At 63.2% G+C, this 12572-nt stretch carries 12 protein-coding genes; 7 read left to right on the forward strand and 5 right to left on the reverse strand.

All coding sequences use genetic code 11. From position 1 onward, the window contains the following. Nucleotides 1-11 precede the first annotated feature (11 nt). Nucleotides 12-803, reverse strand: coding sequence for a cyclase family protein (locus tag ACKAMS_RS07090; RefSeq protein ID WP_052740903.1), 792 nt, complete (start codon nucleotides 801-803; stop codon nucleotides 12-14). Between the two features lie 211 nt (nucleotides 804-1014). On the opposite strand from ACKAMS_RS07090, the gene ACKAMS_RS07095 reads away from it, so the two are divergent. Further along, nucleotides 1015-1623 (forward strand): TetR/AcrR family transcriptional regulator, encoded by a 609-nt coding sequence (locus ACKAMS_RS07095; protein ID WP_020905785.1) that lies wholly within the window; start codon nucleotides 1015-1017, stop codon nucleotides 1621-1623. A 13-nt stretch (nucleotides 1624-1636) separates the two neighbouring features. Here the strand turns inward: ACKAMS_RS07095 and ACKAMS_RS07100 are convergent, their stop codons facing one another. From ACKAMS_RS07100 to ACKAMS_RS07110, 3 genes are read right to left on the reverse strand one after another with little or no spacing between them, the layout of a single operon-like run. Continuing rightward, nucleotides 1637-2620 carry an alpha/beta hydrolase gene (locus tag ACKAMS_RS07100; protein ID WP_408988804.1) on the reverse strand — a complete coding sequence of 328 codons (984 nt, stop codon included), beginning with the start codon at nucleotides 2618-2620 and terminating at the stop codon, nucleotides 1637-1639. Between the two features lie 19 nt (nucleotides 2621-2639). After that, a complete protein-coding gene (locus tag ACKAMS_RS07105) occupies nucleotides 2640-3566 on the reverse strand; it encodes a PIN domain-containing protein (RefSeq protein WP_408988805.1) in 927 nt (308 codons plus the stop codon). Nucleotides 3567-3620: 54 nt separating this feature from the next. Next, nucleotides 3621-4094, reverse strand: coding sequence for a GtrA family protein (locus tag ACKAMS_RS07110; RefSeq protein WP_276525119.1), 474 nt, complete (start codon nucleotides 4092-4094; stop codon nucleotides 3621-3623). A gap of 63 nt (nucleotides 4095-4157) precedes the next feature. Between ACKAMS_RS07110 and ACKAMS_RS07115 the strand changes: the two genes are divergently transcribed. The 5 genes from ACKAMS_RS07115 (at nucleotide 4158) to ACKAMS_RS07135 (ending at nucleotide 9707) form a co-directional block, all read left to right on the forward strand. Then, complete coding sequence (locus ACKAMS_RS07115) at nucleotides 4158-5591, forward strand: FAD-binding oxidoreductase (protein WP_003943934.1); 1434 nt, start codon at nucleotides 4158-4160, stop codon at nucleotides 5589-5591. Further along, nucleotides 5588-6349: a decaprenylphospho-beta-D-erythro-pentofuranosid-2-ulose 2-reductase gene (locus ACKAMS_RS07120; protein ID WP_019746424.1), complete on the forward strand. Its 762-nt coding sequence runs from the start codon at nucleotides 5588-5590 to the stop codon at nucleotides 6347-6349. The genes ACKAMS_RS07115 and ACKAMS_RS07120 overlap by 4 nt, the downstream gene beginning before the upstream one ends. Before the next feature lie 90 nt (nucleotides 6350-6439). Then, nucleotides 6440-8293: a galactan 5-O-arabinofuranosyltransferase gene (locus ACKAMS_RS07125; RefSeq protein ID WP_408988857.1), complete on the forward strand. Its 1854-nt coding sequence runs from the start codon at nucleotides 6440-6442 to the stop codon at nucleotides 8291-8293. Between the two features lie 73 nt (nucleotides 8294-8366). Continuing rightward, entirely contained in the window at nucleotides 8367-8975 is a 609-nt protein-coding gene (locus ACKAMS_RS07130; RefSeq protein WP_024487671.1) for a TetR/AcrR family transcriptional regulator, read from the forward strand. Nucleotides 8976-9074: 99 nt separating this feature from the next. Next, on the forward strand, nucleotides 9075-9707 hold the full coding sequence (locus ACKAMS_RS07135; protein ID WP_195849558.1) for a hypothetical protein: 633 nt from the start codon (nucleotides 9075-9077) through the stop codon (nucleotides 9705-9707). A gap of 22 nt (nucleotides 9708-9729) precedes the next feature. Here the strand turns inward: ACKAMS_RS07135 and ACKAMS_RS07140 are convergent, their stop codons facing one another. After that, nucleotides 9730-10401 carry an MspA family porin gene (locus ACKAMS_RS07140; RefSeq protein ID WP_020968119.1) on the reverse strand — a complete coding sequence of 224 codons (672 nt, stop codon included), beginning with the start codon at nucleotides 10399-10401 and terminating at the stop codon, nucleotides 9730-9732. 335 nt (nucleotides 10402-10736) lie between these two features. On the opposite strand from ACKAMS_RS07140, the gene ACKAMS_RS07145 reads away from it, so the two are divergent. Next, nucleotides 10737-12569: a glycosyl transferase gene (locus tag ACKAMS_RS07145; RefSeq protein WP_408988806.1), complete on the forward strand. Its 1833-nt coding sequence runs from the start codon at nucleotides 10737-10739 to the stop codon at nucleotides 12567-12569. Nucleotides 12570-12572 lie beyond the last annotated feature (3 nt).

A 12572-nucleotide genomic window follows, 5' to 3' on the forward strand; every position in this document is an offset into this window, starting at 1 on the left:
AGGAATTTTGCTCAGACGAACGCGACCACACGAGCCGGGGCAGCGCTGGCTCGCGCAAGCTTGATCGGGAAAAACGCCACGTGAAATCCCGAGGGCGGAAGCGCGGCGAGGTTCGCCAGTTGCTGAACGATGAATACTTCACGTGCGCGTCCGGCCCGGTGCCCGTCCCAGAGAACCGAGTTGTCGCCGGTGTCACGAAATTTCTGCGCCATGACTGCAAAGCTCAAGTCCCAGCCGGCAGCGTCGGTGCCCAGCACCTTCGCGCCTTGCTCGGCGAGAAACAGCGTGCCTTCGCGACTCATCCCTGGATACTGAAAGAACCCAGGATCGGCCAAGGTGAAGCTCTCTTGTCCGGTACGGAGCAACACGGCACCACCCTGGGGAACGGACGCACCGTTTTCCGCCAGGGCAGCTTTCAGCGCGTCCACCGAGATCGGCTGATTCGCCTCGCACCGGCCGCGCAGGTCGAGCACCACTGTCTCGCAGAACAATTCATCCAACGCGATGTCTGTGATCGTGCGAGAAGGCTTACCCTCCGAGGTTGATCCGTAGTGCAACGGCGCGTCGACGTGTGTGCCCAGATGGCTGTTGAACTCACTCAACATCTCCGATCCCCACCCCTCACCGTCCGGAAGATCATGAATTCCGCACTGCAGTGCTGCCGCGAACTCGTCGCGTCCGGCACCTGCGGGGTGCGAGTAGGTCACCGAGGGGGCAACGACGGAAGCCAGTGCCTTCAAACCCTCGGGGAGCAGTTCCCGATCGGCCGGATCGAGAGTTCTAGTCAGATCGATGAGTTCCATGTCCGCCCATTTCCGTTAAGTTATTGGACGCTCAGCATAGAACTGGACGATCAACATAGGCAAGAGGGTGTCGCGAGAGGAATACGGCCGTCCGATGACCGGCCTCGTAGCATGAGTGCCGGTGCGCAGGTCTCGGCCCCGACGGGCACGTCGACGTCACCGCGTGCCGGAATTGGCTGCACTCGAGAACGAAAGAAGGCAGGAACACCGAATGGCGTCGACACGCAAGCAGGAGATTTCCGAGGAAACCAGACGGCGACTGGTGAAAGCCGCGGCCGAACTGGCTGCCGAAGGCGGGTCGACCGCGATGTCCGTACAAGCCGTGGCAGAAAGATCCGGTATCAGCAGAGGGTCCGTGGCCTGGCACTTCGGATCGAAGGACGGGCTTCTACGAGCCGTCGTCGAGGACGCATTCCGGTGGGGCATGGAAAAGCTACGCGCAGAGTTGGCATCATCCTCGGCGACCGGAATCGAAGCATTGATCGAAGCCAACTTCGTACTTATGTCATACCCCGAGGCACGAATTTTCTCGACCATCTTGATCGAAGCCGTGATTCCCGGGTCCACCATCCGCGAGACCTACGCAGAGCAGTACGTCGCAATGCGAACGCTGTACGCGGACTACCTGCGTTCGATCGACACCCCGGTCGCCAATCCGGAGTTGGTTGCCGTCACCCTTCTGGCCGGCACTCTCGGGATCAACCTCCAACATCGCCTCGATCCCGACAACGTCGATCGACGTTCAGCAGTAACCGAGCTCGAATCGATCTATGCCCGCGCGATGGCACCTACCGCAACGTCAGGACACGAGAATCCCTAACCGGACCGGAAGTTCAACTTCCCGAACAACTTTCGCCCGCGACCTGGGGCGGGACCGCATCGAGCCTGGCGCGAATGAACCTGGCAACGTCACGTAGCGCGGCCCGGCTCTCCGGCAAGCCAGGCCAGACGGCGGGAAACGCGTGAACCTGGCCGTTCCAGATCTGCAGCGAGCACGGCACCCCCGCGGCGGCGAGCCGTTGCGCCATCACCTCCGAATCGACTCTGAGCACCTCGGATTCGGCGGCGATCAGCAACGACGGCGGCAAAGCTGCAAGATCGCCGTCGACGGGCGAGTTCGTCTGTCCGCCAAGCTTTCCGATCGCCATCAATGCCGACACCGGGGCGATCACGTCGCGTCGAGCGTTGGCATGGACCGATTTGGTGGTGCAATCGAGATCGAGGAGCGGTGAGAGGCCGACAAGACCGGCCGGAACCTCGAGCCCCGCGGAAACTGCTGCAAGCGCCGTCGCGAAGACCAGGAAACCTCCGGCCGAATCACCAACGAAGACAACCTTTTCCGGCAAGGCTCCCTGTTCGAGGAGCCACCGGTACGCATCCAGACAGTCGTCGACGGACCCGCTGATGCTCGTGCTCGGCAACTGCCGATACGCGATGTGCAGGACCGGAAGGCCGGTTCGCTTGGCGATGCTGGCCACGACCGGCCGATGCGTGTTGAGCCCGCAGCACATGAACCCGCCGCCGTGCAGGTAGAGAACTACACCCTCGCGCAGATCAGCCGTCGAGCCTGCCGTCCGGACGAGTTCACCGTCGAAACCTGGAAAACGAATCGCTTCCCGATCGATCCCGGACGGAATGCGTACACCCGCGGCCGAGTCCAGAACTGCGGCGCGGCGCATTGCGCCAGGCGTCAGCGGCGCGATCCCGACCACGGGCCGAAGCATCCATCGACACGCGTTGTAGAGGACCTGCGATTCGATACTCGGCCTGCCGTATCGAGTTCCGGTCCTACGACTGACTGTCGGCAACAGAGACATCTGTCCAGATTAGAAGCGATCAGGCACCGAAGAGGTCGACTTCGTCGAGATCGTCGACGATCGTGACCTTTCGTTTCCGCCCGCCGATGACCTTGCCCAAACCACGCAGTCCACCGGACTGAGCTTTCGGGGCGGGCTCGATGCGCTGCGGCGCAACTCTCGTCCGCGCTGCACGCTGTACGGGCTTGGGTGCGGGAGCTGATGCCGGTGCCTCCGGAACGACGGGCGCCGCCGGAACCTCGGGTTCGGGAATCTCTGCTGGAACGACCGCTTCCGGCTCCACGAAGCCCTGAGCAACCGGCGCCTCGGGCGCGACCTCAGCGACCTCAGCCACCTGCTCCACCTGCACCGGTCCGTCGATCACCGGGATGTCCGACGCCCAGCGGACCCGATACTCGAGGCCGCGCGATGCCAGTTCACGCGCGAGATCCGCGTGCCAGACCCCGTCTTCGCCGTCGCCGTATGCCCGTGCGTCGGTACTGACCCAGATGACGTTGACCTCCGGGTTACGGTCGGCGAGATCGAGCACGGTCAGCCAGTTCAGCGTCGCCGGGTAGCCGTCTCGCTTCTTCTTGTCGGTATAGGGCCGACGCAGCGAGATCGCCCTCTCGGCCACCTCGAGATGCGACACGTCGACCGGATCGACCACTTCGACGCCGATCGCCACGAGGTCTTCGATCACGTCGTCGACGTAGCCGTCGGCCTTGTCGTGAGCCGCGTCGACGAACCTGGTGAGGTCGCGCCGCAACCCCAGTCGGTCGTACATGCGCGCCTGGACGCTCAGGGCCGCGATCATCTCCGCCGATTCCTCGCGGTAGCGGCTCGCAACTTCGAGCACGACCAATCGAGGCACGACGACGCGGTGTCCGAGTGCGCGAGCGTCGGCGATGGCGGCGTCGAACCGTGCGCCCCTGGTCAGGGCCGAAGAATCGAGAACGATGATCATGGGCTCGATTCTCTCTCGAGAAACCGGACGAATGCGCTAATCCACCCCGAACCGTTACTTGATCTTGAAGATCACTGCCCGCTGAACGATGAAGTTGATGACCGTCGCGGTGCCCTGCGCGATGACGAAGGCCAGCGGTGTCCGCCACCAATGCTCGTCGAAGACATGGACCATCAGTTCGTTGAGTCCGACCTGAACCGCAAAAGTGACCGCGTACAGCGCAACTACAGCGATGAAGCGGGCGCGAGAAGGCTCGGCCTTGAACGTCCACCGACGATTGATGAGGTACGCCGTCGTGGTGCCCGCAACGAAGCTCAGCGATTTTGCGGCGACGCGCGGCAACCCCAACGCGAGGAGCAGCACATACAGCCCGTAGTCCACGACCGCCGACAGCCCACCCGTCGCGACGAACCGGACGATCTGCGTTTTCAGGTCCATCGCGTCGTCGGCGATGTCCGTCGTGACAGGAATCTCGACGGGCAGCGGGACATGGGGTTCGTGCTGGTGACTTGCAGGTGTTTCGGGCACGACGACGAGAGTAACCACTCGAGTCGGAGCCGTCGGCACTACTCCCAGGTAACCTCTACCTTGATGTCCACGACAGCAGAAGAGACGCCGCAGCCGGCTCTCCACACCCAAGCCCGCACCCTCACCGGTTGGGGACGCACCGCCGCCACCACCGCACAGGTGCTGTCCACCCCCGACGTGGAAGTGATCGCCAACGCGGTCGCCCAGGTTGCGGAACAGAACGATTCCAAGCCATCGCATCTGCGACGCGGTGTCATCGCGCGCGGCCTCGGCCGCTCGTACGGCGACCCGGCGCAGAATGCCGGTGGGCTGGTCATCGACATGAATGCACTCAGCCGCATTCATCGCATCGATCGCGACACCGCCCTGGTGGACGTCGACGCCGGTGTGAATCTGGATCAGCTGATGAAGGCTGCTCTGCCGTTCGGCCTGTGGGTTCCGGTCCTGCCGGGTACTCGCCAGGTCACGATCGGCGGCGCCATCGGCTCGGACATCCACGGCAAGAACCACCACAGCGCAGGTAGCTTCGGCAACCACGTCGTGTCGTTGGATCTACTGACGGCCGACGGCAAGGTTCGCACGCTCACCCCCAAGGGCGGGCGCAACGACCCGAAGGCCGCACTGTTCTGGGCCACAATCGGCGGCATGGGCCTGACGGGCATCATCTTGCGGGCAACCATCAAGATGACACCGACCGAGACGGCGTACTTCATCGCCGACGGCGACGTCACCAACAGCCTCGACGAGACCATCGCGCTGCACAGCGACGGCAGCGAGGCCAACTACGAGTACTCGAGCGCCTGGTTCGACGCGATTTCCGCGCCCCCGAAGCTCGGCCGTGCGGCAGTCTCGCGCGGATCTCTGGCGAAGCTCGACCAGCTTCCGGCCAAGCTGCAGAAGAACCCGCTCGCCTTCGATGCGCCGCAGTTGCTGACGTTCCCCGACGTCTTCCCCAACGGGCTGGCCAACAAGTTCAACTTCACCGCGATCGGTGAGGTCTGGTTCCGCAAGTCCGGCAAGTACCGCGGCAAGGTCCAAAATCTGACGCAGTTCTACCACCCGCTCGACATGTTCGGTGAGTGGAACCGGGCGTACGGATCCAACGGATTCCTGCAGTACCAGTTCGTGGTTCCGCCGGAGGCCGTCGACGAATTCAAGAAGATCATCGTCGACATCCAGCGCAGCGGGCACTACTCGTTCCTCAACGTGTTCAAGCTGTTCGGCGAGGGCAACCAGGCGCCGCTGAGCTTCCCGATCCCGGGCTGGAACATCTGCGTCGACTTCCGCATCAAGCCGGGCCTGAACGAGTTCGTCACCGAACTCGACAAGCGTGTCCTCGAATTCGGTGGGCGCCTGTACACGGCCAAGGATTCGCGGACGTCCGCGGAAACTTTCCACGCCATGTACCCGCGCATCGACGAGTGGATCGCGACGCGCCGCAAGTACGACCCCACAGGCGTTTTCGCCTCCGATATGTCCAGAAGGCTGGAACTGTGATCAACGCTGTAGGTAACCCGCAAACCGTTTTGCTTCTCGGTGGAACCTCCGAGATCGGCCTCGCCATCTGTGAGGAATACCTGAAGAAGGCGCCGCTCCGCGTCATTCTGGCGGCTCTTCCCGGCGATCCGGGACGCGAAGCTGCGGTCAAGCAGCTCGAAGCGAAGGGTGCCACCTCGGTGGAGCTCATCGACTTCGACGCCGTTGATTTCGAATCGCACCCGAAGGTGATCGACCAGGCGTTCTCGAACGGGGACGTCGACGTCGCGATCGTCGCCTTCGCACTGGACGGTGACTCCGAAGAGCTGTGGCAGAACCAGCGCAAGGCGGTTCTGGTCGCAAACGTGAACTACACAGCGTCCGTCTCGGTCGGTGTTCTTCTCGGCGAGAAGATGAAGGCTCAGGGCTTCGGCAAGATCATCGCGATGTCGTCGGTTGCCGGCGAGCGCGTCAAGCGTGCCAACTTCGTCTACGGCTCCACCAAGGCAGGCCTCGACGGTTTCTACCTCGGACTCGGCGAGGCTCTCGCGGAATTCGGACCGCAGGTCACCGTCGTTCGCCCCGGCATGGTGCGCACGCAGTTCAGTGCCCACGTCAAGGAAGCTCCGCTGACGGTCAACAAGGACATCGTCGCGAAGCTCGCTGTTGCCGCCTCGGACAAGGGCAAGGAAATCGTCTGGACTCCCGGCCCGTGGCGTTTCGTCATGATGGGTCTGCGCCACGTGCCGCGCCCGATCTTCCGGAAGTTGCCGGTTTAAGCTCCTCCCGTGCCAGAAACAACGACTGCTCCGAGTACAGAACTTTCGACCCCGTCGCCGTGGCGTAATGCCGCGGCGACGGTGGTGGAAATGGCCCTCGGAGCGCTGGTCGCCGCTGTTGTAGCCGCTGTCGGGCTCTTTGCTTTCGGCCGAGTGCAGTGGCCGGCGTTCACGTCTTCCAACGTCACGCAGGCCGTCACGACGGTGCTGCAGGTGCTCTGCATCGCAGTGGTCGGTGTTGCGGTTCTGATGTTCCGCGCCCGCAAGGCCGAGCGGGTCGCAAAACTCCTCTCGTGGGCCGGGCTCTCCGGTTTCGTCACCACGACGCTCGGACTTCCCCTGGCCGCGACGAGTCTGTATCTGCACGGCGTCTCGGTCGATCAGCAGTTCCGGACCGAGTACCTGACCCGGCTGACGGATTCGGCTGCGCTGCAGGACATGACGTACGTGGATCTGCCGCCGTTCTACCCGGCCGGCTGGTTCTGGATCGGTGGACGCGTCGCGAACCTGCTGGGCATGGACGGTTGGGAAGCCTTCAAGCCCTACGCGATCGGCTCGCTGGCTGTCGTCGCCGTCGTTGCACTCGTGTTGTGGACCAAGCTGATTCGACGCGATTGGGCCGTAGTCGCAGCGTTGGCCGTCACTGCCGTCGTGTTGGCGTACAACTCCCCCGAGGCGTACGGCGCCGTCATCAACCTCCTGATCCCGCCGGTGCTGATCCTGGCGTGGGGGGCTCTCGATCGCCCGGGTGCCTCTCGATTTGCCGGAGCCGGCGCAATTCTCGGGACGGGCCTGTTCCTCGGTTTCGCCGCAACCGTCTACACGCTGTACCTCGGATTCGCCGCATTCGCCGTGACTCTGATGGCCGTCGTTGCCGCACTACTTGCCGCCCGCGCCCAGAACACGTGGAAAGCCGCGCTGGGTCCCCTAGTCAGGCTCGCCGCAATCGCGGTGATCTCGGGTCTGGTCGCTCTGACGGTCTGGGCGCCTTACCTGTTGAAGGCACTCTCGGGTGCCACTGCAGAATCCGGCACGGCAATGCACTACCTCCCCGATTCCGGTGCGGTACTGCCCTTCCCGATGCTGAGTTTCTCGCTCGTCGGCGGACTGTGCCTACTCGGCACGGTCTGGCTGATTTCTCGTTTCCTCTTCTCCCGCCGCGCCCGGGCACTCGGTATCGGTGTCATTGCCGTGTACCTGTGGGCACTGCTGTCCATGACGTTCACCGTCGCCGGCAGTACGCTCCTCGGCTTTCGACTGGAGCCGGTCCTGATCGGACTCCTTGCCGCCGCCGGCGTGTTCGGATTCTTCGAGTTCGCCGGTTGGATCGTCCTGGCCACCAGCGAAAATCCCCGCGTCAAAGCGGTACTGGTTGCACTCGGTGTCATCGGAGCCATCGCCTTCGCGCAGAACATCCCGCAGGTGCTGGCGCCGGATATCGCTGTGGCATACAGCGATACCGACGGCAACGGCGAGCGCGGGGACAAGCGACCTCCCGGGGCCGAAGCCAATTACGCGGACATCGACCGGATCATCCGCGAACAGTTGGGACGTGAACCCCATGACACGGTGGTACTCACCGCCGACATCGGCTTCCTGAGCTTCTACCCGTACTTCGGTTTCCAAGGTCTGACGTCGCACTACGCAAACCCCCTCGCCGATTTCCGTGCCCGCGCCGCACTGATCGAGCAGTGGTCGGAACTGAAGACCCCTGACGAACTGATAGCTGCGCTGGACGCGTCGCCGTGGCGCAGTCCCGACGCCTTCGTCTTCCGCCAGGGCGCCGACGGGTACACACTGCGGTTGGCCGAGGATGTCTACCCCAACGACCCGAACGTCCGCCGCTACACGGTCACGTTCCCCAAGGAACTGTTCGACGATCCTCGTTTCACAGTCACCGAGCAGGGCCCGTTTGTGGTCGTTACCCGCTCTGACGCGATCTAACCAGGAGATACGTCACAAAAGGCTTACCGTCGGGGTCGTTGACGCGACCCCGACGCACCCCTAACTTCATACCGTGACCCGAACCGATGCCCGAGCGGCAATGATCGATGCAGCCGAGCGTCTGGTTGCCGAACGAGGTCTGGCCGCTCTGACGCTTCGTGATGTTCAGACCGAAGCCGGACAGGCCAACAAATCGGCTGCGCAGTATCACTTCGGTTCACGTGAAGGTTTGCTGGCGGCCGTCGTCGAGTCCAGAATGCGACCTGCCGGTGAGCGTCGACGCGAGTTGCTCGACACGATCGATCTCGACGCGAATCCACCGACGATGCGTGCCCTCGTCGAGGCTCTCGTCCTGCCGTTGGCGGAACAGACCATCTACCGCGAGGGCACGTTGTACGCACGGTTCCTGGTGCAGTCGATCTTCGACCCCGCCATGTCGTCGACCATCCGTGATCACATGCAGGCCGAGAGTTTCCGCGAAGTTCAGCGGCGGATAGTCACTGCGTCCTCGTTGCCGGCAGAGATCGCCGAACTTCGGGCGGCAACTCTGACCGTGCTCGCCGTCGTCACTTTTGCCACGTGGGAGGGTCGCGTCGACAGCCGAGAACGTGCTCACGTGATTGTTGCCGACCTGATCGAAAGTTGCCTCGGAGCACTCTCGGCCCCGGCTGCGCAAATCTGACACGCTGTCCGGCGAGTTTGTTTCCGAAACTGCCGGGGTACTCAGCCCCTCCAAGCGCAGTCGAGCAAACGGCCGCATCAACCACCGGCGGGGTAGGTGATGACAGTGAGCGAACTCGTTACGCAAAGCCGCGAGCTTGTACCGCATCGTGCAGTTCTCGATTCCGCAGAACATGTTCTGGTCATTGCGCGCGGCAAACCGTTCGGGCGCGAGCAGGCCTTCCACGAAGTGTTGAGCGTCGCGATTCGCAATCGCATCGAAGTACTCACTCTGGCAAGGGCTCTCATCGACGTTTCCGAGTCCCGCGACTACCGCGCGATCCCGACCGACACCGCACACACCGTTGCGGTGCTCGAATGGGGTGAGCTACTCGAGATCCCGACCGAACACCACGAGAAGTCCAGAGCCGAATCGGCTGGAGACGCCGATGAATCGAACGACTTCGACGATCCGATCGAGCCGGAGTATCTGGTCGAGACCGACGTGGGCGGACGCGTCGTCTTCGTCGCCCTCGCGTTCACGATCGGCGGGATAGTCGGATTCTTCGCGCACGACTGGGCGCTTCTGCTTCTGATCACCGCCGTGTACCTCGTGTGGATCGCGGCACGGCTGGTCGCGAAACTCGTCAGTGTTTCCCGCAGTGCTCATTGGGCGGACGCCGAGCCTATTCGTGGCACCGATTCGACAACTCACAACGCGGAACGCTCCCACCACCACGCTGTTGCAGCGTGAGGGCGGGAGCGCCGGTACTGCACTACAACCGTTGCGGCACACCGTAAGTGACGACGGTATCGCCATTCGACGTGACAGCCTTCGCGTAGGGCCTGATGGTTACCGGCCCGATTGCTCCCTGTACGTATCCGTGAACTCCGGAGAGCCGGACGGCTGCTTCAGGTCCGTCGAATTCCTGGTCTTCGAGTAGCGCGACGTCGGTGATACCGCCCGGCGCCAGATCGACGTCCAGTTCCTGTGAAGGAATGATGTCGCCGCCGATGGCGAACCCGTTCGAAATGTCCAGGCCCAGTTCGAAGTCCGGAACCAGACCGATACCGAGGTTGGTTCCACTCTCGACAGCCCAGTCGAGACCGGGGCTATTGAGAACAACCGTCGCGCCGGTCAACGCGATCGGGTAGCCGATTTGATAACCGATCGTCAGCTTCGTGCCGGTGAAACTTGCTGCGTCCGGCCCGTCGATCTTCACGCCGGCAACCCCGTCGTGGAAGAACTCGACACTCAGCGGTGAGCTGTCGAGAGGCGGAAAGACGTGGATAGCGGTATCAGCCTGATAGACCTCTATCCGATTTCCTTTGACGTCGGTGATCGAACTGGTGTTGTCGACGCCTGCCGACGCCGTCCCACCCCCCAGGACAACGGCCAGTAAGGCCACTGCTCCCACTGCGCTACTGCGAACTGCTGTCTTCGACATGCACAAGCACCATCCCATCCGGTATAGGCCCCGGACGTAGGTTCCAACTCTTCGTCGAGGATGGGATTCGTCGGGGCTGCCTGAACAAACGCGAGCAAGATCCTTGTTGCGATACCCCGGTCACGAACCCGTCAAACGATGCACGAAAACATTACTTTCCGGACAAGTCGGGTGGCCCGGTTTGTCCCGTCGACTGCGCCCGCTCGCGGACGCGAACCGTTTTGTTCGTTACTCTGACAGAGGAAGTTATCGAATCGAGACCTAAATAGGCCACCCCGAACTTCTGAGAACTGCCACTTCAGGGATGGGCGCCAGAACCGAAAGGCACCGACTGCATGACCGAGACCTTGCCCGACGTCCAACTGCTCGAAGAAGCACGTCCAGGGCGAGTCCGTTCAGCAGTGCGGCGCTCGGTCGTCCAGCGCGGGCGTCTTGTCGACCTCGCGATCATGGCGACGTTCACCGTTGCGGCGATCTACGTGATGTCGAACCTGTGGAGCGATCTGCAGTCCGGCTATCTGTTCAACGCGGGCCGCGACCAGGCCATGTGGGAATGGTTCTTCGCCGACACCGCCCACGCGCTCGCCCAGTTCCGCAGCCCGCTGTTCAGTGACCTGCAGAATTACCCGCTCGGCGTGAACCTGATGGCCAACACCGCGATGTTCGGCATCAGCATCCCGCTGGCCCCGATCACGCTGATTTTCGGACCGACGGCCACGTATGCGATCGGGCTGACCGCCGGACTCGGCGGCACCGCCATAGCTTGGTACTGGGCATTCTCGCGGCACGTACTGACCGGTGTCTCCGTCCGCTCCAAGATCGCCGCCGCCGTCGGAGCGGGGTTCTGCGGATTCGCGCCCGCCATGATCTCGCACGCCAACGGTCATCCGAACTTCGTCGCTTTCTTCGTACTCCCCTTCATCTTCTTGCAGGTAGTACGCATCTCGAACGGCAGCCGTTTGGTTCGCGACGGAATCGTTCTCGGCCTACTCGTCGCGTGGCAGATCTTCCTCGGCGAAGAGCCGCTCCTCATCTTCACGATGTCAGCCATGGTGTTCGGCGCCGCCTATGCACTGCCTGACCTGGCCAAGTCGCGCCAGGCGATCAAGCGCGCGATGCCCGGTCTCGTGATCGGCGGCGCGGTCACACTCCTGATCACCGCGGTGCCGCTGTGGTCGCAGTTCTTCGGCCCTGCGAGCTACGACGGCGTCTCACACGGTCAGGCAGGCAACGACACCGCTGCACTCACCACGTTCCCGACCGAATCGGTTGCGGGTGATCCCGAGGGCGCGGAGTTCCGAATGAACCCGACCGAGGAGAATGCGTACTTCGGATGGCCGTTGGTGCTCCTGCTTCTCGGTGCAACGGTGTGGCTGTGGCGCATCCGCCTGACCCGCGCTGCCGCCGCCGTGATCGTGGTGATGGGTGTGCTCTCGCTCGGTTCGGAACTGACCATCGACGGTGACAAGACCGGCATCACCCTGCCGTGGAAACTCCTCGCCGACTTGCCGTTGTTCGAATCGGTGCTCGAATCCCGATTCGCCATGGGCGCGATTCCGGCGATCGGACTGTTGCTCACCCTCGGCACCTACCGCGCTTTTGTCGAACTTCGTGGACCGCGCCGCACGGCAGCCGGTGTCTGGCTGGTGGCACTCGCCGTCGCGATGATTCCCCTGATCCCGACCCCCATCGACGCCGATCAGCGATCTGCGACGCCCGAATTCATCACCAGCGGCTCGTGGGAGAACTACGTCAGCGACGGCACCCTGGTGACGGTCCCCGTCGCGAGCGCCGAAGACGCCCGCGCACTGAGCTGGCAGGTCGACGCCGACTTCGGCTTCCCCATCGCCGGCGGGTACTTCGTGGGCCCGGATTCGAAGACCCGCGCCGGAATCTACGGCGCCGAGTCACGGCCCACCTCGACCCTGCTGGTCAATGCCAAACAAACCGGCAAGGTCCCGTTGATCGATGTGGGCACCAGAGCGAACGCCCTGACCGACCTGCGGTACTGGCACGCCGACGTACTGGTGCTTCCCCGATTCTCCGGCGACGACGCCCTGCGCCACACGGTCGACGAGCTGGTCGGCTTCGACGCCAAGCGCGTCGACGACGTGTGGGTGTGGGACGTACGAGACCTCGTGAGCGGCAAGACCTCCAACCAGAGCTGAGCG

Origin of the sequence: Rhodococcus sp. 5A-K4 (genome assembly GCF_046097995.1) — a bacterium.
GTDB lineage: Bacteria > Actinomycetota > Actinomycetes > Mycobacteriales > Mycobacteriaceae > Rhodococcus_F > Rhodococcus_F erythropolis.

Excerpts from the sequence above, each read along its gene's own strand:
- ACKAMS_RS07090 (WP_052740903.1), bottom strand. The coding sequence starts at position 803 with ATGGAACTCATCGATCTGACTAGAACTCTCGATCCGGCCGATCGGGAA.
- ACKAMS_RS07095 (WP_020905785.1), top strand. The coding sequence starts at position 1,015 with ATGGCGTCGACACGCAAGCAGGAGATTTCCGAGGAAACCAGACGGCGA.
- ACKAMS_RS07100 (WP_408988804.1), bottom strand. The coding sequence starts at position 2,620 with ATGTCTCTGTTGCCGACAGTCAGTCGTAGGACCGGAACTCGATACGGC.
- ACKAMS_RS07105 (WP_408988805.1), bottom strand. The coding sequence starts at position 3,566 with ATGATCATCGTTCTCGATTCTTCGGCCCTGACCAGGGGCGCACGGTTC.
- ACKAMS_RS07115 (WP_003943934.1), top strand. The coding sequence starts at position 4,158 with ATGTCCACGACAGCAGAAGAGACGCCGCAGCCGGCTCTCCACACCCAA.
- ACKAMS_RS07125 (WP_408988857.1), top strand. The coding sequence starts at position 6,440 with ATGGCCCTCGGAGCGCTGGTCGCCGCTGTTGTAGCCGCTGTCGGGCTC.
- ACKAMS_RS07135 (WP_195849558.1), top strand. The coding sequence starts at position 9,075 with ATGACAGTGAGCGAACTCGTTACGCAAAGCCGCGAGCTTGTACCGCAT.
- ACKAMS_RS07140 (WP_020968119.1), bottom strand. The coding sequence starts at position 10,401 with ATGTCGAAGACAGCAGTTCGCAGTAGCGCAGTGGGAGCAGTGGCCTTA.
- ACKAMS_RS07145 (WP_408988806.1), top strand. The coding sequence starts at position 10,737 with ATGACCGAGACCTTGCCCGACGTCCAACTGCTCGAAGAAGCACGTCCA.